Raw genomic sequence first — 21695 nt, forward strand, 5'->3', positions numbered from 1 at the left:
GACAAGCGATCCAAGTGCTTGCCGTGGCAGGGTTTTTCACTGACTGCGCATTTTTTAGGCAAGGCAGTCGGCAAAACGCCCAGCCCCAGGCAGCTAGTCGTTGAACTCCCCGACCAGGCTCTTCTCAAGCAGCGCGCGCGCCAGCGCCGACTCCAGTCGCTGCGATGCCAGCACGGTCAGCTTGGCGATAGCGGCTTCCGGCGTCATGTCGGCACCGGGCAAGGCACCCGCCTGCGCGAGCGGCTGGCTGGCCGCGTACGCGCCGACGGCAACGCGACCGTGCACCACCTGGGTCAGGTTCAGGATCAGGCTGCCGGCGGCGCTCGCTACGCGCACGCCGTCGAGCAATGCCGGATCGGCCGGCGCATTGCCATTGCCGTAGCTGAGCAGCACCGCACCGGCCGGCTTACGCTCGGCCAGGGTTCGGCCGATCTGCGCGGCGGTGGCGCCCGGCGCCAGCATGAACAGCAGCACCTCGGCCGACTCGTCGAGCCGCACCGGCGCGAACTCGCCGCGCGGTTGGCGCCAACGGTCGCGATACCAGGCAACGTCGATGCCGAACTCGGCGAGCGGCTCGGCATTCGGGCTTTCGAAGCCGGCGAAGCTCGCCGCATCAAGCTTGCGGGCGGTCACACCGCGCAGCAGTTGCCGGTTGAACGCCAGCACCACTTCGCAGAGATTCGGCTGTGCCGCCGCCTCGAGCGCGTCAGCCAAGTTGCTCCAGCCGTCCGAGCGCGGATGCACCAGCGGCAGTTGCGAGCCGGTCAATACCACCGGCTTGTTCAGACCGTGCAAGGCGAACGCCAGTACGCTGGCGGTGTAGGCCATCGTATCGGTGCCATGGATCACCACGAAGCCGTCATACGCCGCGTAATTGGCCGCAATATCGTCGATCAGCCGGTTCCAGTGGGCGACGGTGATCGCCGACGAGTCGATCAGCTCCGGGTATTCGACCACGTCGATCGTAAGATCGTCGCGGCGGAAACGATCGAGCAGCTTGGGCAGCAGGCCCGGCACTGGGGCGAGGCCGGCCGGGGTATGGTCCATGCCGATGGTGCCGCCGGTGTAAAGGACGAGCAGGCGTCTGGCCATGCAGTGTTCTCCAAATAGGAGCGTCGCAGCGCCCTCGGCGCGCGGATGGGGGCGCTGCACATCAGGGACCGCGACGCTGGATTCGCGGGAATGGGCGCGAGCATAACGCAAAAACGGCAAGGCATCGCCGCACCGTAGAGGTCTCGGTGGTGTCCAGTCGGCCCTTGGGCGCCAGAAATGCCACGACCGGCAGCAGTGTCGAAGCCATTCGCCGCGCCGAGTCCGCCGGACAACGCCGTCGCATGAGGGCTCATCGTGATTGCCGGCCGAGTCAGTCAGCCGAATCAACAACGCCAGCCCGCATGACAGATACAGTGGCCAAGACTCGGCTTCCTCCTCCAAAAGGCAGGCGAGCAGGAAAGCGCCACTGCTGGCGGCAGCTCCCGCTGCCCGGTGATGACAGATGAAAATTCATCGACGATGATCGAACCGAGACACCTGCCACACGGCAACTGGTTGTGCCGCGGCCAACCTGCAAATGAATTCTCCCAGTTCGAGACCTGCTCCCCTCTCAAAGCATAGCGAGTGGGCGCAAGGGGACCGCATGCAGACACTGGAAGGCACATGGATACATGACAATCCCCGACCGCCGGGCGAATCGCTGCGTGTGTATCCACAGACACGCCCAGCAGTAGATTCGAATGCCCCCCAGCCCGATATATCGTCCGCGTCATAGCGTTGAGTGCCGTTCTCAGCCGAGTGCCGCCAGCTCCGGCAAGGCGTCGGTAAACACCCCGTCCACTCCCCATTCGAACAGGCGCTCCGCCGCCGTCGTGTTATTCACCGTGTACACCAGCAAGCGATAACCGCTACTTCGGATCGCCGTCGCCTGCTCCGCATTAAGCCGCTCGCCGTCCACGTGCACCGACGCGCAACCGAGCCGCGCAGCGATCGCCGCCCAATCCGGAGGCAACACCTCGAACAGCATGCCACGCGCCAGCTGCGGTGCCGCCTGCTGCGCGGCGGCCAGCGCCGTCTCCGAAAATGACGACAACAGCACCTTCTCCTCGCCGCCGGCCCACAACGTCGCCACCGCCGCGCTCACCAGCGCGCCGGTCTCCTCCTCTCGCCCTGGGCAGGGCTTGATCTCGACGTTCGCCCACAGCCCCTGCTCGCGGCAGTACGCGGCGATGGTCGCAAGATCCGGCAGCAACTCGCCGGCAAAGCGCGCCGACAGCCAGCTGCCGGCGTCGAGCCGTGCCAGTTCCGCCCAGGTCTTGGGCCGCGCCGGGCCGTGGCCGTCGGTGGTGCGATCGAGGTCATCGTCGTGCAACAGATAAGGGTGGTCGTCGGCCGACAGCTTCACGTCGAACTCGACCGCGCGATAGCCGTGCTCGACCGCGCAACGCATGCCGGCCAGGGTGTTCTCCGGGGCGAGCCGGCCGCCGCCGCGGTGCGCGATCAGGCGCGGAAAGGACCAGGACGAGCTCATCACCAACTCCAGTTAGACCCAGGATCGATGGCGCTTTCCCGATGCCGAATTCATCAATCGTTTCGATCAACGTTCAACGGGAAATTCGCAAACTTTCCTGCAATAAATCGAAGATTGTCTACGCTATCCATTATTAATGAAAATTTTGTTACATCATGCATTTGAAATAAATCAAACCTAGTCTCATCCCGTTTCTGTGATCGTCCCCCACACTAGGAGAGCTCAACGTGAAGCGCACCGGACTTCGCTGTATCCCCCTGATGTTAGCCTTCGCCGCCGGCCACACGCTGGCCGCCGACAACACCCTGCGCCTGTTGACCTGGGCCGATTACGCACCGAAGGACGTGATCGAACAGTTCAAGAAGGAAACCGGCATCACCGTCGAAGTCACGCTGTCGAACAACGAAGAAATGATCTCCAAGCTGCGCGCCACCGGCGGCTCGGGCTACGACCTGGTACAGCCGAGCCAGGACCGCATCGTCAGCGCGCAGAAGGAATTCCGCATCTACAAGCCGCTCGACCTCTCCAAGGTCGACCGCAAGCTGTTCATCCCGTCGATGCTCTCCGCCACCGAGAAGATCACCACCTTCGATGGCAAGGTGTACGGCCTGCCGTACGTGTGGGGTACCGACGGCCTGGTGGTCAACACCAAGGCCGCGCAGATCGCCGACTACACCGACCTGTGCAACCCGGCCTACGCCGGCAAGGTCAGCATGCGCCTGAAGCGCCCGACGCTGATGGCCTTCGCGTTCGCGCTGGGCGAGAACCCGTTCAAGCTCTACAGCAACCCGCAGCAGTACGGCTCGCTGATGAACAAGGTCGGCGACAAGCTGATCGCCTGCAAAAAGAACGTGAAGTACTTCTTCGAGAACAAGGAGCAGATGCTCGGCGACCTGCGCAACGGCGCACTGGTCGGCGCGATGATGTGGGACTCTGGCGGCTGGAAGCTCAACAGCGAGAACCCGACGCTGAAATTCGTCGCGCCGAAGTCGGGCGCGATGGGCTGGGTGGACACCTATGCGCTGCCGGCGCGCGGCAAGAACGACACCGCCGCTTACAAGTGGATCAACTTCACCATGCGCCCGGAGATCGCCGCCAAGATCGCCAAGTCGGTGGGCAACTTCTCCGCTTCGCAAGGCGCCGACAAGCTGGCCGATCCGAAGCTGAAGGCGCAGTTCGCCGCCAGCTTCCCGCCGGCGGTGATGCAGAAGATCAACTGGTACCCGGCGGTGCCGGCCGGCCTCGAGGAGATCGAGGGCCGCGTGCTCGACCGCGTCAAGGCCGCGAGCTAAGCCAGTCCGTGCCGGACGCCGCAGAACCTGTTCACGATTTGCTGCACTCGGGTGATCCAGCGTTGAAATGACACTCAAAAATGCTCATGGACTCCATGCCCATTCCGCTTTTTCGCGTCATTTCGCCTTGGCTGACCCTTCGTTCGCGAGATTGTGAACAGGCTCTCAGGGCGGCCGGTTTTGCTTTCCCGTTGCAGAAAGCCGGCGCCCAGCGCCAACAAGGCCAACGGCTTCGCACGCGACTCAGCCCCTAGACCCATCATGTCCGCCATCCCCGACCTCGAACTTGCCGGCGTCAGCAAGCACTACGACGCCTTCAGCGCGGTGAACGACCTGTCGTTCTCCATCGCCCCCGGTTCCTTCTTCTCCATTCTCGGCCCGTCCGGCTGCGGCAAGACCACGCTGCTTCGGATGATCGCCGGCTTCATCGAGCCCGACCAGGGCGATATCCGTATTCGCGGCCAGGCGATGCAGGGCGTCGCGCCCAACCGTCGCCCCGCCACCATGGTGTTCCAGCATCTGGCGCTGTTTCCGATGATGAGCGTGGGCGAGAACATCGCCTACGGCCTGAAACGCCGCGGCGAGCCCGCCGCCGAGATCCGCCGCAAGGTCAGCGCGATGCTGGAGCAGGTCGGCCTGCCCGGTGCCGAGTACAAGCCGGTCAGCGCCCTGTCCGGCGGCCAGAAGCAGCGCGTCGCGATCGCGCGCAGCCTGGTGCTGGAGCCGACGCTGCTCTTGCTCGACGAGCCGCTCGGTGCGCTGGATCTGAAGCTGCGCGAGCACATGAAGATCGAGCTCAAGCAGCTGCAGCACGCCATCGGCACCACCTTCATCTACATCACCCACGACCAGTCCGAGGCGCTGGTGCTGTCCGACACGGTGGCGGTGATGAACCAGGGCCGCTTCGAGCAATTCGGCACGCCGCAATCGCTGTACTACCAGCCGGCCAGCGCCTTCGTCGCCGGCTTCGTCGGCGCCAACAACCGCTACACGGCGCGAGTCAACGCGCTGCGCGGCGATGCCGCCGAATGCGTCACCGACGGCGGCCTGCCGTTGATCGGCCGCATCGTCGGCACCCCGCCGCGCCCGGGCGATGCGGTGGAGCTGTTCGTGCGCCCCGAGGCGATCAGCCTGGCGCACGAGCCGGCCGACCTGGCGCACTGCGACCTCACCATCGAGGCCGAGGTCGACAGCCTGCTGTTCGACGGCGCCAACTCCTCGGTGCTGTTGGTCGACAAGGCGAGCCGCACCCCGCTGCGCGCCGCGCTGCCGCAAAACGGCCGCTTCGCCCACCTGTGTCCGGGTGAATCGGTGCGGCTCGGCCTGCAGGTGAACCAGGTCTGGGGGTACCCGGCCCGATGATCCGCCTGCTACTCACCCCTACCCGGCTCGGCCGCCTGCTGCCCCTGTGGCTGCTGTTGGCGCCGGCCCTGATCTGGCTGGTCGGCCTGATCCTGCTGCCGCACCTGGACCTGTTGTGGCTGTCGCTACAAACCCGCGGCGACGGTGGCGGCGACTACACCTTCGGCGCCGGCAATTACCTGACCTTCTTCGACGAGCCGCTCTACTGGCGCACCTTCGCCCGCACCGCGGTGATGTCGCTGATCGCCACCGCCCTGACGTTGGTGACCGCCTTCCCGATCGCCTGGTACCTGGCCAAGATCGCCCAGGGCCGACTGCGCCAGCTCTTGTTCGTGCTGTGCCTCTTGCCGTTCTGGGTCAGCGAGATGGTGCGCACCTTCGGCTGGATCCTGCTGTTGCAGAGCAATGGGGTGATCCCGCACCTGCTGCAGCGCTTCGGCTTCACCGACCAGCCGGTCGAGCTGCTCTACCACGACGCCACCATCCTGCTCGGCCTGGTGTACTCGTCACTGCTGTTTATGGTGATCCCGCTCGCCAACACGCTCGACACGCTGGACGACTCGCTGGTCGAGGCCGCCTACAACCTGGGTGGCAACGGCGTGTCTATCCTGCGCGACATCGTGCTGCCGCACGCGGCGCCGGGCATCGCCGCCGGCACCATCGTGGTGTTCATGCTGACGCTGGGCAACTACCTGAGCCCGGTGCTCTTGGGCGGCAAGAACTCGCTGTGGTTCACCGAGCAGATCTACAACCAGTTCATCACCCGCTTCAACTGGCAGCAGGGCGCCGCCTTCGGCTTCCTGCTGCTGATCCTGTCCACCCTGCTCGTGTGGGCGGGGCTGAAGCTGACCGGTCAATCCTTCGGCGAGGCGATGCGCAAATCATGATCCCGTCCCTGCCCCAACACCCGCTGGCCAAGCTCATGCAGCACGGCTACGCCGCGGCGTTCTACCTATTCCTGTTCCTGCCGCTGGCGGTGGTGCTGCTGTTCGCCTTCAACAATGCCGACTACCCGGCCCCGCCGTGGCATGGCGCCACGCTCGACTGGTTCTTCGCCAACGGCGCCGGCGGCCGCACCGGTCTGTTCCACGACGACGAGCTGCTCGCCAGCATCGGCAACAGCCTGCTGGTGGCATGCTGGGTGGCGGTGCTGTCGGTGGTCGTCGGCACCTGCAACGCCTTCCTGCTGGAGCGCACGCAGTTTCGCGGCAAGCGAGTGTTCTCGCTCGCTATCCTGCTGCCCTTGGTGATTCCGGGGGTGATCCTGGGGATTTCGATCCTGGCCTTCGCCAGCAAGATCGCACTCTTGGCCGAAGACCTGTGGGGCTGGGAGCTCGACTTCCTGCGCCCGGGCCTGCCGCTGGTGGTGTTCGGCCAGTTCTCCTACATCGTCACCATCGCCACGCTGACCATCGCAGCGCGGCTCAAGCGCTTCGACCGCAGCCTGGAAGAGGCGGCGTTCAACCTCGGCGCGAGCCGGGCGGCGACGTTCTGTACTATCACCCTGCCCTATCTGCGCCCGGTGCTGTTCGGCTCGTTCGCGATGGCCTTCCTCTTATCGTTCGAGAACTTCAACACCACGCTGATGCTGGCCGGCTCCGAGCCGCCCTTGACCATCCTGATGTACGGGCGGATGCGCAACGGCGCGACCCCGGTGCTCAACGCGATCAGCCTGGTGCTGATGCTGACGTCGGCGCTGCTGGCGCTGGCGATGATGCGGCGCAAGCGGGAACACCACTAGGCCCTCGTGCCGCCGCCTACCCGACGGTGGCAACAAAAAAAGCTTGGCCGAACAGCGTTCGGCCAAGCTTTTTCATTGGCGGCAATGCAGCGGATCAAGCGCTCAGCGACTGCGCCCGTCGAACGGCCCGCGCGGGATCGCGGACAGGTCCACGTCGTCGAGACAGCGCGCATTGATCGCCGCCATCGCCACGCCGTTGTGCTCCCCCAGCCCCAGCGGCGCGCAGCCGCAGGTCGGACAGAACAGGTGACGGATCTTGCCGGTGTGGAAGGTGTAGACGCTGGCAGTGTCCTCGCCCTTAAGCGCGGTGAGCCGGCTCTTCGGCACGAACCAGTGCAGATAGCCCTTCTTGCTGCAGATCGAACAATTGCACTTGAGGAGGGAGTCGATCTCCCCGTCCACATCGAAGGCGATCTGGCCGCAATGACAGCTGCCGTGATAATGCATGTCTCCCTCCTGTGCCGAAACGGCACTGGGCGCGCCGTCCTGACAGTGTAGACGATCAGGCTGGCACGGCAGCCAAGGAAGGCTGCTCGAAACACCAGCGCGCAAAGTCCTCGCCGGTCATCGGTCGCGCGTAATGGAAGCCCTGCAATTCATCGCAGCCTAGCGAGCGCAAGACGTCGGCCTGAGCCTCGTTCTCCACTCCCTCGGCCACCACCGTCATGCCCAGCGAATGCGCCATCTCGATGATAGGCGCGACGATCACCCGGGCGGCCGGGCTCTGCGCCAAGTCCTTGATGAAGGAACGATCGATCTTAAGTTCATTCGGCGCCAGCACGCGCAACAACGACAGACTGGAATAGCCGGTACCGAAATCGTCGAGAGACACCGGAATGCCCGCCTCCCGCAGCCGACTCAGCACCGCTTCGGTACGAGTCATGTCCGCCATCGCCACTGTCTCGGTGATCTCCAACGTCAACAGCCGATACGGCACGCCGTAGTGGGTCAGCCGCGCGATGATGTGCTCGGCGAAGCCATCGCGGCCGAACTGCTGCGGCGAGATATTGATCGCCACGGGGATGGCGCGGTCGGCGGCGAGCCAGCGCTGCAACGCCTGCAATGCCAGCTCCAGCACCTGATTGCCCAGCTCGACGATCAGGCCGAAGCGCTCCATCATCGGGATAAACTCCTGCGGCGCAACGATGCCGCGCTCCGGATGCTGCCAGCGTACCAAGGCCTCGACCCCGTTGAGCTCGCCGCTGTACGGGTTGAGCTTGGGCTGGAAATACAGCATGAACTGACGCTGCACCAGCGCATTGCGCAGCTCGCGCTGACGCTCGACCAGATTGCCCGATGCAAGATCCAGTTCCGGGCTGTAGAAGCGCACGTGGTTCTTGCCGCTACGCTTCACCTCATACATCGCGCTGTCGGCCATCGCGATCAGCCGCTTCACCTCGTCGGTATCGGTCGGATACGAGGCTATCCCGATCGAGCAGCTCAGCTCGACCATGTTGCGCCCCACCTCGATAGGTTCGCGCACCGCTTCGATCAGGCGGGAGGCCAGGCTGTTCAAATACGGTCGCTCGCGTGCGCCGATCACCAGCAGGATGAACTCATCGCCGCCGACCCGTGCCAGCAGATTGCGCCGGCCTCCAGCCTCGGCAAGACGCTGCCCCACCGCGACCAGCACCTCGTCACCAACCTGGTGGCCGAGCGAGTCGTTGACCGGCTTGAAACCGTCCAGGTCTATGAACGCTACCGACAGCGCATCGCCCCCCGCCTGCAGCTCGGCCAACTTTGCCTCGAAGGCGCGCCTGTTGGCGAGGCCGGTCAGGCTGTCGCGAGCATTGATGCGCAGCAGCTCCTCATTGGCCGCGCGCAGCGAGGCGGCGAGCTTGGCGGTCTGGCTCTCCAACCGCGCATCCAGCATCGTCACGATCCAGGCGATGGTCAGCAGCGCCAGCGAGCCGCCGACCACCAGCGTAGCCATCATCGGCACCGACAGCGCATGGCGCGCCCCGCACACCGCGCCGGGCGCGAACTCGGCGGCGGCCATGCCAGTGTAGTGCATGCCGGTGATCGCCAGCGCCATCACCTGGGCGGCGAGCAGCTGGTACCAGCCGAGATGGCGCCGGGCCTGACGCAGCTTGAAGCAGATAACCAACGCCGCGATCGACGCTCCGATCGCAACCAGCACCGACAGCGCAAACAGGCCTGGCCGATAGGTGATCGCCGGCGTCATCATCAGCGCCGCCATGCCGGTGTAGTGCATTGCGGAGATACCGAGACCCATCAGCCCTCCGCCGGCCAGTACCGAACGCCAGCGGAAAGCATGGCGACTGAGCAGGCTCAGCGCCACCCAGCAAGCGCCCAGCGCCAGCAACCAGGACAGCAGGGTGCGCACGATGTCGTAGCCGAGCGCAACCGGCAGCTGGAATGCCAGCATGCCAGTGAAGTGCATCGACCAGATGCCGGTGCCCATCACGATCGCACCGCCGACCCGCCAGTAGCGAGAGTCATCCTGCTTGGCCTGGCCTAGCCGGCCGGAAATGCTCAGGGCGGTATACGACGCCATCGCCGCCACTAGATAGGACAGCACGACCAGCAGCAAATCATAGCTGGCTACCATTTCGGCTCCCGGGCAAAGGGAGGAATTGCTTGCATTGTTTTACCTCGGGGCTGCGGGCGCCGCGTCCCACGGAACGCCCGCCGCAGCATCGGAACACCGCGACGGGACGGAAATAAGGACAATGCCGCCCCAAAGGCGGCAGAAAGATGGTTCGCTATGCATACCGGGCTGTTATCGGCGCGGCCCTCACAGGCTGAAGCACGGATCGCAATGCTTTCTGCACCAATTTTGCCGAATGGCAATGACATTGCCGGTCATATTACCAAAACGTTCGCCGACGGACGGGGAAATGAGAGCCGCACCACCAACAAGATCCCACCGCGCTAGCTATGGTCTGATTGTCGCGTCAAGCAATGCCGACCATCCGCCGCCGCCGGTACAGCACAAGATCGTTGACCGAAAAGCACACGAACAGCACCTCATCGACCGAGCCGACGTCTTCGCTCAACGTCGTGCGCACCGTCGTCACCGCAACCTGTGCCGCCGCCTCGGCCAGATAGCCGTACACGCCGGATCTGATGCAGGGGAATGCCACCGAGAGCAGCCCATACTGTCGCGCCAGCTCCAGTGAGTTTCGATAGCAAGATGCCAGCAGCAGCTCGCCATGCTCCCCGCCCCGCCACACTGTCCGACGGTGTGGATCACATGACGTGCCGGCAGCAGAAAGCCCAGTGTGATGCGTGCCTCGCCGGTCGGGCAGCTGCCGGCATGTCGCCAAGAGCGCCGGTCCGGCGGCGCAGTGAATCACCCCGTCGACCCCGCCGCAGCCAAGCAAGGAACGGTTGGCAGCCTTGACGATAACGTCGACGCAAAGCGTAGTGATGTCAGCCTGTAACGCCGTGAGTGTCATTGCCCCCTCCTCCGGCCAGATATGACGCAATGCCATTCAGCCGAAATGATAGAGAAGGGGAACACCCTCACGCCGTTCAAGCCGGCTTTCTCATTGACTTTATTACGCTTTTTCGAGCCGTTTGCACTGGCAACGCTCATCAACCACGCAGCAACAAAGCGACGATGGTCTAACATCCAACTTGGTGCACCTGACAGAGATTAAGAGGTGCAGTTTTCTGTAAGAAATTGCAATCAGCAGTAAAAAGCCCTCACGCCGTAGGCGTTGTGAACAGCAGGGAGGAACGGCCATGGCCCGGCGGAGCAAGCAGCCATTTTATTTCCTTTGCATAACGCTCTTCATGGCGCTGCTGATGATCACTTCGAACGGTGTAAGTGCCCAGAGTCCACAGCAACCGCAGGTCTTCAAGCCCGAAGAGATCGAGGCACTGGTTGCACCAATAGCACTCTATCCGGACTCGGTGCTATCTCAAATCCTCATTGCCTCGACTTATCCGCTAGAGATTGTGCATGCCGCACGCTGGGTCAAGGACAATCCGAACATCAAGGGCGATGCCGCAGTAAAGGCGGTACAGGATCAGCCCTGGGATGTCAGCGTGAAATCACTCGTCGCATTTCCGCAAGTGCTCGAGCCGATGAACGACAAACTCGACTGGACCCAGAAACTCGGCGATGCCTTCCTTGCGCAGGAAAAGGACGTCCTCGCTGCCGTTCAGCGATTGCGCGCACGCGCACAGCAAGAGGGCAACCTGAAGTCAAACAAGCAACAAAAAGTCATCGTTGAACCTGCGCCGTCAGGTGGACAGACAACACAAGTTATACGCGTCGAACCGGCAGACCCGCAGGTGATCTACATACCGGCCTACAATCCGAGCGTCGTGTACGGCACGTGGAGCTATCCGCCCTACCCTCCCTATTACTGGCCACCGTATCCCGCTTATTACCCAGGCGCCGCGCTCGCCTCGGGATTTGCCTGGGGCATTGGTATTGCCGCTGCAGCAGCAATATTCAGCAACGCCGACTGGAATCATGGGGACGTGAATATCAACGTCAACAAGGCCGCCAAGATTGATCGCAACATCGACCGCAGCAAATTCCAAAATGGCAAATGGCAGCATAACCCTCGCCATCGCCAAGGTGTTGCTTATCGCGACAACGTGTCTCGCGAGAAATTCGCAAAGAATGTGCCCGGGGCTAAAGCGCGGAATGACTTTCGAGGTCGCCCCAGTACCTCCGACCGTGCTGCGTTAGCCAACAGAGGCGGCGCGAACAACCGTCCAAGCCGTGCGCCCAATGCCGGCCCAGGTAGCCCCCGCGCTGGCAATGCGGCTATCCCCAACAATCGTGCAGGGATATCCAACCGACCCAGTACCAAAGGCAACCTCAATGAGGGCCGCGCGCGCAATGCCGGCCCAGGTAGTCCACGCGCTGGCAATGCTGCTATTCCCAACAATCGTGCTGGGATATCCAACCGACCCAGTGCTGCCAATACCTATGGCGGACGCGGTCGCGACAATGCCTTCCAGGGTGTGGGAGCTGGCGGCGCCTCGCAGCGAGACTTCAACCGGGGCAGGTCCAGCGCTCAATCTTCAACCTTCAGACCGCCGAGCAGACCGTCGAGCGGCGGGATGCGGGGGGGAGGTGGTGGACGTGGTGGTAGGCGCTAAGGAGACACTAGCATGAGGTCACCACAACGATTTACTGCGGGCCGGTTCACCGCCATCCGCAGTTCAGTAGTCAGCCTTGGGCTGGCGCTCTGTCTTGGCGCCTCTCCTGCTGCATACGCACAGAAAGACTTCCAGTCACCCGAGGCGGCGATGACCTCGTTTGGCAATGCCGTTGCGAACAATGATGAGGCCGCCCTGAAGGCTCTGTTTGGCGCCAACTTTCGGCAACTTATCCCGCCGGCCGGTGCCGAAATCCGGAGCCGTTTTCTTACGGCTTGGAATACGTCGCATACGATTCAGCCGATAAACGACAAGCGTGCCCACATCGCAGTGGGCAAAGATGGCTGGACATTACCCATCCCTCTCGTGAAATCAGCCAAGGGCTGGCATTTCGATACACGAGCCGGGGCGGAGGAAATGCGTCTCCGCCGTATCGGACGCAACGAGCTTGCCGTCATCCAGACGATGCTGGCGATCTACGACGCGCAGCGCGAATACGTCAAGACAGACCATGATGGTAGTGGCGTGCTCGCCTATGCGACAAAGCTATCGAGTTCGCCAGGCAAGCAGGACGGCCTGTACTTTCCGACGAAGCCCAATGACAAGCCGAGCCCGCTGGGGCCTGCCTTCCTAACGGCTGGCGCACGCAACGCCGGGAAAGCAGGCTATTACGGCTATCACTACAAGATGCTCACCTCGCAAGGCTCTCACGCACCCGGAGGGGCATATAGCTATATCGTTAACGGCAAGCTCTTTGGCGGCTTCGCCGTCATTGCCTGGCCCGTCCGTTACGGAGACACCGGCATCAAGAGCTTCATCATCAGTCACGAAGGACAGGTCTACGAGCGCGATCTTGGCCCCAGCGGCGCGACGAAGGCTGCAGCGATGACATCATTCGACCCCGGCCCCGGCTGGGCTAAGGAATCACACCTTGATGAGCAGCCCTGAGAGGTTCACAAGGCACATAGATCAAGGAGGAATGACTCCGCCGAATCAACCATCATGACCAAGACAAAGTCACTGATTTGTCTCCACTCGCCCACTTCAACATCAATGCCATCGAAATATTCAACGGCTGCAGCCATGCCATTGCTTGCCCATCTTCCTCCAGCATCTGGGACCTGAGCCCTTGCCAAGCCCGGTAAAAGCCGCTACATTCTGCCGCTCAATACGCGCGGGTGTAGCTCAATGGTAGAGCAGAAGCTTCCCAAGCTTCGCTAAGCCGCGTGATCTAGCAGTTTGCTCGCAGTTTTCCGTAGCATCTCTCTCTTCATCCCCCGGCAGGTCGAACTCAGCGGCCATCCCAGTTCTACCCCACCAATTTCGCAGCCTTTGATGCTACTTCTCATGTAGAACGGGTATGGGGAGCTCAGGACCAACAAAGCAGCACGACCAAAACGACAAACTGGGATGGCGTTGGTAACTCGTTTGTGCGCAAAGCCCTGTCCGTCGTGTAAGCCCTGAGGCCTCTGAACGGCCTCGGTGTGAGGGTCGGGAGGTCTCTAGGAACGCGGGGGAGATTCACTACTTGGGCAACGCCCCCTCATCTAATCGATGCTTTTCGGCTGGTTACCTAGCAGTTTCCCCACAGTTCTCCATAGTACTTCTCTCATATCCCCCAGCAGGTCGAACTCTGCGGCCATCCCAGTTCTCCCCCACTAAATTCGCAGGAGGACGCGTTGTGCCTCGCCCAATGTGGTATGGGCTCGCAGAAGCTAGCTTCGCAAGGTCTCGCCTCATCTAGCCATTGCGTGTGTTCGCAGGGAATTTCACGTCACACCATCACGCTTGTTCTATAGCTCACCCCAGGCGGGAGACGACTGAACCAGACATATCACAGGCCCCTTGGAGGCTAAGTTAAGATGGCACAACTTTCTCCAATGGCATATATTATGTTTTTGTCAACGACAAACCATGATATAGATGCCAGAGATGGCAAATGAGGCGGATGTGATGGCACGTAATATATTAGGTTCTACTCCAAAGCTAGACTCTCATTCGCTCACACCATCGTTTACCAGACCTTCGACCAACCAAGCACCAGCGGCACTTGAAGCGCGCCTGCGTCAAAAACGCTCTGCGGCATACGTAGAGGCTATGCGCAAACTTGACGCTGGCGGCCACATACATCATCGCGAAGCACTCGAGCAGTTACTGACAACTATTCAGCAGGAACTACCAGAGATTGCCGTCGAGCATCTGCCTGCAGGCATTGTCGCCCGCTGCTATCTCGGTCACCCGTATGAAGTTCACACCCTGGATTACACGGGGCAAATCCTTCAGCACTACAAATTTTCTGAAAGCCTTCCCTCAATGCTTAGCCGGGGCAGATCTCTTGCCTTGCACCCTGGCTATGCCTTTATTGAGGTCTACCCAGACAAACTCATTGCTGTAGCAGAGAACGGCGAAACTTCTTTGATAAAAGGTTAATCATGAGTTCAGAGCGGATCATTCACCTTGCAGACCTAACGTTCATCCATAACAGCCTGCAGGGGCTACGCGGTGACATCAAGGTTGTCTACGACCAGGTAGATGGTGTGGGTCAGGAACTGTCAGTTACCCGCTCTGACCTGGCGAGCCTCTGGCAAGAGTTCAGGGAGTTTGTCGCGGCCGACCTCAAAGCCAAGGAACTACACCTAGCAGAAACCCGACAGGTGAAGATACGTCAGGAACTGGATACTAAATTTGGCTACTACGGCGAAGTTCGACGGCTTGCTACAGGTGTATTGCAGGCTGCTGATATCAGCCTTGTACGCCAAGATACGCTGACAACGGCTACTGAGGAAATCATGCTAGCTGCACCGGGTTACTGGTTAGCCCCTGCCCTAGTCGCTTTGGGTGCTTGGCTGAACGACAAACAAGAACTCGCCAATAAAGCATTGCACGAAGCAATTCGTCGTGACGACGAAAAGACCTCACTGTTCCTCGCATTGATTTGCCGCAGAGCCCAACGCGCTAACGCGTGCCGTACCTGGCTTGACCGTTACTTTGGACAACAAGACCCACTGCAGCTTGATCGCCAGACGGTGGTATTGGTAGATGCATTAGCCAGTGGGGTATTCGGTTCGGATGTCCGCAACCATTGCTCCCAACGCATTGAAGGCTGGGTTGATGAACTATCTCAGCGTGTTGGTTTCATTGACGAGCAACGCCAGCAATGGAATGCAGCCCTCCGATCAAAAATCCCGACAACCGACCATGGCAACCGGTATACGTACCTAAAACAGTACAGTCCAACTTGGTCAACCCTAAATGACGTTCTCAATGGCGCTACATTGCATGAAGTTGTCCGAGATTATTTCCACAATATTTTTGATGGATTTATCGTCCCGGCCCCTAATCTGCTCGCGGCAGTAGATGATCTGCTAAGCAAGCTGGTTAAAAATTTTGATGATGAAGAACTGCCATTGCGTCGTGATGAGCGCCTATGTCAGCTGATCATCGACGAACTGGGCGATAGGCAAGCTGCGAAAAATCGATATGACTTAGAATGTAAGGCACTTGATGAAAATGTCAGCTTCATGCAATTACTTACAAATGCAGCCATGCATCCAGAAACATCACATGCATCGCGAGCCACGCAACGATATTCCGTTTCACTGTCCCGTCACTGGATCAAAGATGCTCACCAAGACTTAGCAGCCAGCACTCGTGCTGCAGTGCCCCAGCAAATCGAAATTTCGATTGAAAACTGGCAAGGCACAACGAAAAATGGTGAAAACGAAACAGAGCTAAGCTCATCTCTGAGCAACCACATTGAGCAGCGTAAGGCTCAGGCATTGGCTGCTGTAAAGCTTGGTTTCAAGCACTGGGCAGCCATTGTGTTCGGGATTGGTTTTGTACTGCTAGGTCTGCCTTCGCTGAATTATTTATTCCTAGCACTTGGCGCAGGGTGCTTGATTTGGTTCTTCTCAGCTCGTTCAAAAATAACTCAAAAACGTAAAAAAATTGAGCAGGACTTTGCTCGACTTAAAGAACAGTCACTTCAGATTCTGAAAGCCTGTCTTGCTGAAACCGTCGAGTATCGACGCGACTTTGTACAACGAGATGAAAAGGCGCCTGAAGTTACAGCTCTATTGGATGGAATTTCACCAGAGCAATACGTGCTTTCGTCCCACGACTCCACGCGCCAAGTAATGGCAAAACCAATCGTATAAGGAGCATGCCATGGCACGAGAATTTCTCAACTCCCAGCAAGCGTCGGACAAAACACAGGATTTAGTTGAGGCTCTTGCACCTGCACCCAATACTCCGACCGAGCCACCGCAACAGCAGGATGCACTCATCGGAGCATTTCCAGCTTGGGATCTGCTGCCGACAACCAACTTTGTCCGGCGTGTGAAATGAAAATACCGGTCACTGCACCAGTTACATACGCCGAATGGAGCGTATGCCTGGACATGCTAGAGCAAGGGCAAGACGACGAACAGATACTAGCCCTCATGGAAGCCGGAACTCTAAGCTGGACCAGCGGCGTTGCCAATCTTTTCTCTGAAAGGATTGGCAACGCTTTTTCTATCAGGCTACAAAGGTGTGCAGATCGCCTAACACGTGACCTGCGTAACAGTTTCGAGGAAACAACCCTCGTACTCTCTCTGTTGAATACCCGCCAAACGCTAACTTTCTTGCAGAGTGTGGCTCGACTTAGCAGCCTTCCAGACATGCTCAGAGCCCATCTACAAGAAGAGCTCAAGCGGTATGCTGAGCAATCCCAAGCCAGCCTTGAGAACAGCGCAAAGCATGATCGTACCGGCAAACTCGCAAGCTTGATCCGCAACAATAATCTACTACGTTACGACGCGTTGCCTCCTATGGCCGCCTCAATCAACCAGGGCAAGGCAACAAACATACCATCCACACCGAATACGCCTACCGGTATTCGTAAGCGAAACTTTTTGTAATCAATATGAGTGATACCGCAGAGTTCAAAGCCAACCTGACGCGCTATCTGAAAGCACGTATCCCATTTATTTCGATCCGCACAGCAGAACGTTCACGCGTACTTGATATCTGCCGTGAAGTCGTTACCGGCCTTAATGCACCAGTATTCGTCCACACTTTATCCCAAGGGACAAAAGAGCTGATCTCCAATCGATCGGTCAGCGATGACAGATCGGTCGTTGGTGCCGTTGATTTCGCTAGCCAGCAAATAGGGCAACGGCAGAACCTTTCGTTCATCCTTACCGAGGTAGCAGATATAGAGGACGACACTCCATTTGCTCGGCAAATGCAAGATGCAGTGATGCTGTCAGCCGAGCATGGTGGAGCAATGATCGTCATTACGACCAAGCCGGTATGGGGGCAACTTCAACGCCTTGGTATGTCTTTGACACTATCCCCACCGAATGATGATGAAATGCTCGCAATCATCCGCGAACAGGTTGGGGCATATCGCAGCCAATTCCCGATTGAATGGGATGAGGCGGATGAACGCCAAGCGGCGGCAATCTTGGCCGGCATTTCTCGGATCGAAGCCGAAAATATCATTGCCACCTTGTTAGCCAATGGTGGTATCCGCAAAGCGGATATAGTCGAACTCATGCATGCAAAAGATCGCATCTTTGCCGACATCTCAGGCATCGAGCGCGTACCAGTACGCGGTAGCGAGCTCAGTGTCGGCGGGCTCGGCGGCCTAAAGGCATGGTTGGAGCGTGAACGCCCCTTGCTTACAGCAGACCTGCGAGAGTGCGGCATTCGCCCGCCTCGTGGCGCCTTACTTGTCGGAGTTCCTGGCTGTGGTAAATCACTTTCAGCCAAGGCTATCGCCGCAGGTTGGGGATTACCACTTTATCGGCTAGATCTTTCCACAATTCATGGGCAATACCTTGGTCAGAGTGAGGGTAGATTAAAAGATGCACTTGCGACAGCCGACCATGTTGCCCCCTGCGTATTATGGATCGACGAGATTGAGAAGGGATTAGCTGGAGCAACGCAAGGTGCAAACGATGGTGGCACTTCAACCCGCTTGGTAGGACAGTTCCTGTATTGGCTACAAGAGGCTCGTTCACGAGTCTTTGTTGTCGCAACCGCCAACGATGTATCCAAGCTTCCACCGGAACTGCTGCGTCGTGGCCGTTTTGATGAATTGTTCTTTGTTGATCTCCCGAACCATGAGGAACGGAAAGAAATCATCGAGATCTACATTCAACGAGGGTTAAAACGATCAATTGGCACCGAACTGATGGTAGAGCTAGTAGAAATGTCCGAAGGATTTGCCGGCTCAGACCTTGAGTCAGCAGTTCGAGAGGTAGTTAAAGAAGCCTATCTAAACGGCGATGCTACGGTGACCGACGAGCTATTCCGTCGTAGTTTCCAAAATGTGGTTCCCCTCTCGAAGACTAGCCCTGAGCAAATTGAGGGAATTCGGCACTGGGGCCGTGAGCGGGCAGTACCTGCATCAGGGCAACCAATCGGAGGTACTAGCAGTCAACAGAGTAGGGTTCGGCGAGCTGTATTGCAGTGATCAATGACTGATAAAAATAAAATATCCCTTGGCATTCACCAAGGGATATTCCGTTCACACAGTAGAGTCAAATAATGAACAATAAAATTTCACTTCTCCTTACAGCCCTTACGATCGCCGCATTAACTTCAGGCTGTACATCAAATGAAGATAAATTGAAATCATTCATGAAATGCGGAATCGCTGCCAAACAATTAGAGAGGCCTTCTGCTTCTACAAATATTGAAAAAAAGCTCAAATCATTCATAGATGAAAAGCAAATTACTGGTAGCGCCATGCAAGCCATGCTGATAGGTCAGAGTGTCAGGGACGAAATGGCTCTCGAAGGTAAGAGTTTACAGGGACAGATTTTTACCCTAGTAAAGATATACAACTCTTCGGAGTGCAAAAATCTACATGAGCAAGAATCAATCAGCATGCCATTTTCTTATTACCTAAATTATATATTTATATAAAATGCCAGTACTCATTGGTATCGCTGCTATTTTTGCTCTAACCTGGGTCGGTCACTTTGCCTTATGGGCACTCGGAAGCATTTTAGATTTTGCCTTCTATCCGGCTATTGGTCTTTTAGTGCTTTTCATTATATTCAGAAAGTAAATCGAAAACACATGTATAACAGTTGAATCAACATGCCATCACAAAACGTGCAGCGACGACAGCTAAGCTTCGCTGCACAAATCAAATTTGTTGCTCCATTTCAGCCAAGAGTCAATAAAAATTCCTCTGGATTTAGCGCAATTTTTGCAAAGCCTCTTGGGTAAGGAAGGCAGATTCTGCATTTACACAACAAAGCTCATTGGGGGTGTTAGCGTCCAGTCCCAGCCTCAGGGCTATCCATCGGAGGCCCAAACAGAATCGTGTTCGGAGAGCCGTCTTACAGTAATGGGAAGTTGGTTATGTATCATTGATAAAATAAATCGGTTCAATTCAAAAACCTGAAAGTGCCTACTTTTACAAATTTGCTCAATCTTTCTGTAGCCACCTCTTAACTAAAGGAACACAACAAATATGAAAAATAAAATTATTGTAGCATATGTAGGATTTGGCATCTTATACGCCTTATATGCTTGGATTTTTGGCGACACCGCTCACAAAAGCTTCGCTTATAACCTAGGCCAAGGTTTAGTGTGGCCTGCAGTTATGTTCCCTTCACTTGGGAAAATAATGGGCGCGATCATTATAGTAGCCTTTGTCGCCGTAATCACTGTTTTGTGAAAATGCGCACAAAATCCCTTTATATCTTAGTTGCTACCCATCTACTATTAACCGGCTGTGGAGACAGCAAGGTCCGAGAATTTCGTGGGGAATTTATAGAAGGATGCATGTCGACCGATGAAAAAAACAGCGAAAAGCACGCGATGTGCAGCTGTGTTTTCGAAAAAATGGAAGACAAATACACCAAAGATCAGCTGCTTGAAATGAAAAATGGGATTATTCCAAAGGATTTTTCCAGTTTCGCCGCTCAAGCAACGTTGAGCTGCATTGCGGAGAAATAAGTCACCCCAATCGCTTTGAAATCAAAAAGCGGACCTCTATCCGTGAGATGAAACAGCCCAGGCACATTAGTACCTAGGGCTGTTTTTCTACTGAGGTTAGAGCTCAGTTCGCCAGCTTCTGCTTGATAAACTGGTAGTAGGTTCCTGCTCCAGCCTTTGTCAACCCGATATCGCTCACGAATCGCTCGACGATGTCTTTACGTTAAACATCCTTGTTCTTGCTCATCTGTCGGAACAGCTCAGTTGCTCGATCCATCTTAGTTGATGCCCTGCTCTCCTCTGCGACCAGCTCCCTCGCGGGCTCTTGAGTTGTTTTCGTCGACTCACTAGCCTTACCCTGTTCAACTGGCTTGCTGCTCTGGGTTGTCTGACCACTGCCCACATTGAGATGCTTGGGGTTCGCTTCTACCTTTGCCTCGGCCATCGTGGTTGCTCCGTCCTTGTTGGTTCGATAGAAACCAACATCCCCTACCCCACCTACTTGGGCAACTCCCAGGCCCAGTTGATCGCTTTTTCGGCGGGCTTCCACAAGTAACCATGTCAGCTCTCACGTCACCTCACACGTCACCAGCGGTAACTCATTGACGAATCGGTAATATTTTCGATACATCAAGAGCTTAGAAAGCTTCACTTAGCCACGTTCACTCCGTCCTACTCCACCTGGATCCGGTTATGTGGATGCGTATTCCGGGGCAACCTGATCACCTGTTCCAGCTGAACCTGGACAGTCGTTCCAGCGCAAACTGGACACCCGTTCCAGGCCAACCTGGACGGCTTGCAACATTGCCGTAACAAGCTGTAGCGCGCGGGGTAACCCGTGGCACCCTCGAGCTTTTTTCCTGGGTGCCCGATGTCTAACCACAGGTTATCCATGCGCAAAATCGTCGAAATCCTTCGCCTGCATCACGCAGGTCTGTACTCGCGGCGCGCGATCGCCCGAATGATCGGCGCATCCCCCACCACGGTCAGCGACTACCTCGCCCGCGCCAAGCTCGCCGGGCTGAGCTTCCCGCTACCCGCCGGCCTGGACGAAGCCACCGTCAATGGCCTGCTATTTCCCCCGACGGCGCCGTCGAAAGTCCGCCGCACCGAACCCGACTGGCCGACGCTGCACCAGGAACTGCGCCGCAAAGGCGTGACGCTGGAGCTGCTGTGGCAGGAGTACAAGGCCGAAACACCGGACGGACTCCAGTACAGCGCGTTCTGCGACCATTACCGCCGTTGGCGCAAGACGCTGGCAGTGACGCTGCGCCAGCACCACACACCCGGTGAGAAACTGTTCGTCGACTACGCCGGGCAGACGGTCGACGTCATCGACCCGCATACCGGCGAAATTCACGCCGCGCAGATCTTCGTCGCGGTGCTCGGCGCCTCCAACTACACCTACCTCGAAGCGACCTTCACGCAGCAGCTGGAAGACTGGATCGGCAGCCATGTGCGCGCCTTCGACTATCTCGGTGGCGTCACCGCGCTGGTGGTCCCCGACAACCTGAAGAGCGGCGTGCGCCATCCGTCCCGCTACGAGCCGGACCTGAACCCGACCTACCAGGACCTGGCACAACATTACGGCTGCGCGGTGCTGCCGGCGCGGCCGTACAAGCCGCGCGACAAGGCCAAGGTCGAGGTCGGCGTCCAGGTGGTCGAGCGCTGGGTGCTGGCCCGGTTGCGTCACCAGCGCTTCTTCAGCCTGCAAGAACTCAACCTGGTTCTGCGTCAGTGCCTGGAG

At 58.3% G+C, this 21695-nt stretch carries 21 protein-coding genes; 15 read left to right on the top strand and 6 right to left on the bottom strand.

What is annotated here, in order from left to right; translation table 11 throughout:
* Positions 1–93: 93 nt before the first annotated feature.
* Both QU481_RS14310 and ugpQ read right to left on the bottom strand, forming a co-directional pair.
* Complete coding sequence (locus QU481_RS14310; RefSeq protein WP_289830706.1) at positions 94–1092, bottom strand: asparaginase; 999 nt, start codon at positions 1090–1092, stop codon at positions 94–96.
* Between the two features lie 691 nt (positions 1093–1783).
* Positions 1784–2524 carry a glycerophosphodiester phosphodiesterase gene (ugpQ, locus tag QU481_RS14315; protein ID WP_289830707.1) on the bottom strand — a complete coding sequence of 247 codons (741 nt, stop codon included), beginning with the start codon at positions 2522–2524 and terminating at the stop codon, positions 1784–1786.
* Positions 2525–2751: 227 nt separating this feature from the next.
* Here ugpQ and QU481_RS14320 point away from each other — a divergent pair, with 227 nt between their 5' ends.
* From QU481_RS14320 to QU481_RS14335, 4 genes are all read left to right on the top strand, one after another.
* On the top strand, positions 2752–3816 hold the full coding sequence (locus QU481_RS14320; RefSeq protein WP_289830709.1) for an extracellular solute-binding protein: 1065 nt from the start codon (positions 2752–2754) through the stop codon (positions 3814–3816).
* A 261-nt stretch (positions 3817–4077) separates the two neighbouring features.
* On the top strand, positions 4078–5178 hold the full coding sequence (locus tag QU481_RS14325) for an ABC transporter ATP-binding protein (RefSeq protein ID WP_289830710.1): 1101 nt from the start codon (positions 4078–4080) through the stop codon (positions 5176–5178).
* The gene (locus QU481_RS14330; RefSeq protein WP_289830712.1) at positions 5175–6065 is read left to right on the top strand and encodes an ABC transporter permease; all 891 of its coding nucleotides are present in this window, start codon (positions 5175–5177) and stop codon (positions 6063–6065) included. Before QU481_RS14325 ends, QU481_RS14330 begins: the two co-directional genes overlap by 4 nt.
* On the top strand, positions 6062–6919 hold the full coding sequence (locus QU481_RS14335; protein ID WP_289830713.1) for an ABC transporter permease: 858 nt from the start codon (positions 6062–6064) through the stop codon (positions 6917–6919). The genes QU481_RS14330 and QU481_RS14335 overlap by 4 nt, the downstream gene beginning before the upstream one ends.
* 102 nt (positions 6920–7021) lie before the next feature.
* Here the strand turns inward: QU481_RS14335 and QU481_RS14340 are convergent, their stop codons facing one another.
* The 3 genes from QU481_RS14340 to QU481_RS14350 all read right to left on the bottom strand — a co-directional run bounded on the left by QU481_RS14340 (position 7022) and on the right by QU481_RS14350 (position 10341).
* Positions 7022–7366, bottom strand: a complete 345-nt coding sequence (locus QU481_RS14340) for a GFA family protein (RefSeq protein WP_289830714.1) — start codon at positions 7364–7366, stop codon at positions 7022–7024.
* A 55-nt stretch (positions 7367–7421) separates the two neighbouring features.
* Complete coding sequence (locus QU481_RS14345; RefSeq protein ID WP_289830715.1) at positions 7422–9491, bottom strand: putative bifunctional diguanylate cyclase/phosphodiesterase; 2070 nt, start codon at positions 9489–9491, stop codon at positions 7422–7424.
* Positions 9492–9837: 346 nt separating this feature from the next.
* Positions 9838–10341 carry a macro domain-containing protein gene (locus tag QU481_RS14350; protein WP_346432439.1) on the bottom strand — a complete coding sequence of 168 codons (504 nt, stop codon included), beginning with the start codon at positions 10339–10341 and terminating at the stop codon, positions 9838–9840.
* Positions 10342–10630: 289 nt separating this feature from the next.
* On the opposite strand from QU481_RS14350, the gene QU481_RS14355 reads away from it, so the two are divergent.
* Both QU481_RS14355 and QU481_RS14360 read left to right on the top strand, forming a co-directional pair.
* Positions 10631–12007 carry a DUF3300 domain-containing protein gene (locus QU481_RS14355; RefSeq protein ID WP_289830716.1) on the top strand — a complete coding sequence of 459 codons (1377 nt, stop codon included), beginning with the start codon at positions 10631–10633 and terminating at the stop codon, positions 12005–12007.
* Positions 12008–12019: 12 nt separating this feature from the next.
* The gene (locus QU481_RS14360; RefSeq protein ID WP_289830717.1) at positions 12020–12955 is read left to right on the top strand and encodes a DUF2950 domain-containing protein; all 936 of its coding nucleotides are present in this window, start codon (positions 12020–12022) and stop codon (positions 12953–12955) included.
* A 5-nt stretch (positions 12956–12960) separates the two neighbouring features.
* Here QU481_RS14360 and QU481_RS14365 read toward each other — a convergent pair whose 3' ends face one another.
* On the bottom strand, positions 12961–13092 hold the full coding sequence (locus QU481_RS14365) for a hypothetical protein (protein ID WP_289830718.1): 132 nt from the start codon (positions 13090–13092) through the stop codon (positions 12961–12963).
* 847 nt (positions 13093–13939) lie between these two features.
* Between QU481_RS14365 and QU481_RS14370 the strand changes: the two genes are divergently transcribed.
* From QU481_RS14370 to istA, 9 genes are all read left to right on the top strand, one after another.
* Positions 13940–14437 (top strand): hypothetical protein, encoded by a 498-nt coding sequence (locus QU481_RS14370; RefSeq protein WP_289830719.1) that lies wholly within the window; start codon positions 13940–13942, stop codon positions 14435–14437.
* A 2-nt stretch (positions 14438–14439) separates the two neighbouring features.
* On the top strand, positions 14440–16164 hold the full coding sequence (locus QU481_RS14375; protein WP_289830720.1) for a hypothetical protein: 1725 nt from the start codon (positions 14440–14442) through the stop codon (positions 16162–16164).
* Positions 16165–16174: 10 nt separating this feature from the next.
* The gene (locus QU481_RS14380; protein WP_289830721.1) at positions 16175–16354 is read left to right on the top strand and encodes a hypothetical protein; all 180 of its coding nucleotides are present in this window, start codon (positions 16175–16177) and stop codon (positions 16352–16354) included.
* The gene (locus tag QU481_RS14385) at positions 16351–16908 is read left to right on the top strand and encodes a hypothetical protein (RefSeq protein WP_289830722.1); all 558 of its coding nucleotides are present in this window, start codon (positions 16351–16353) and stop codon (positions 16906–16908) included. The genes QU481_RS14380 and QU481_RS14385 overlap by 4 nt, the downstream gene beginning before the upstream one ends.
* A 5-nt stretch (positions 16909–16913) precedes the next feature.
* Positions 16914–18470: an AAA family ATPase gene (locus QU481_RS14390; protein WP_289830723.1), complete on the top strand. Its 1557-nt coding sequence runs from the start codon at positions 16914–16916 to the stop codon at positions 18468–18470.
* 74 nt (positions 18471–18544) lie between these two features.
* Entirely contained in the window at positions 18545–18925 is a 381-nt protein-coding gene (locus tag QU481_RS14395) for a hypothetical protein (RefSeq protein WP_289830725.1), read from the top strand.
* A gap of 556 nt (positions 18926–19481) precedes the next feature.
* Positions 19482–19688: a hypothetical protein gene (locus tag QU481_RS14400; protein WP_289830726.1), complete on the top strand. Its 207-nt coding sequence runs from the start codon at positions 19482–19484 to the stop codon at positions 19686–19688.
* Between the two features lie 107 nt (positions 19689–19795).
* Positions 19796–19969: a hypothetical protein gene (locus QU481_RS14405; RefSeq protein ID WP_289830727.1), complete on the top strand. Its 174-nt coding sequence runs from the start codon at positions 19796–19798 to the stop codon at positions 19967–19969.
* 850 nt (positions 19970–20819) lie between these two features.
* The coding region (gene istA, locus QU481_RS14410; protein ID WP_289830490.1) for an IS21 family transposase at positions 20820–21695 on the top strand (876 nt) is incomplete at its 3' end.

The organism is Crenobacter oryzisoli, assembly GCF_030385785.1.
Classification (GTDB): domain Bacteria; phylum Pseudomonadota; class Gammaproteobacteria; order Burkholderiales; family Chromobacteriaceae; genus Crenobacter_A; species Crenobacter_A oryzisoli.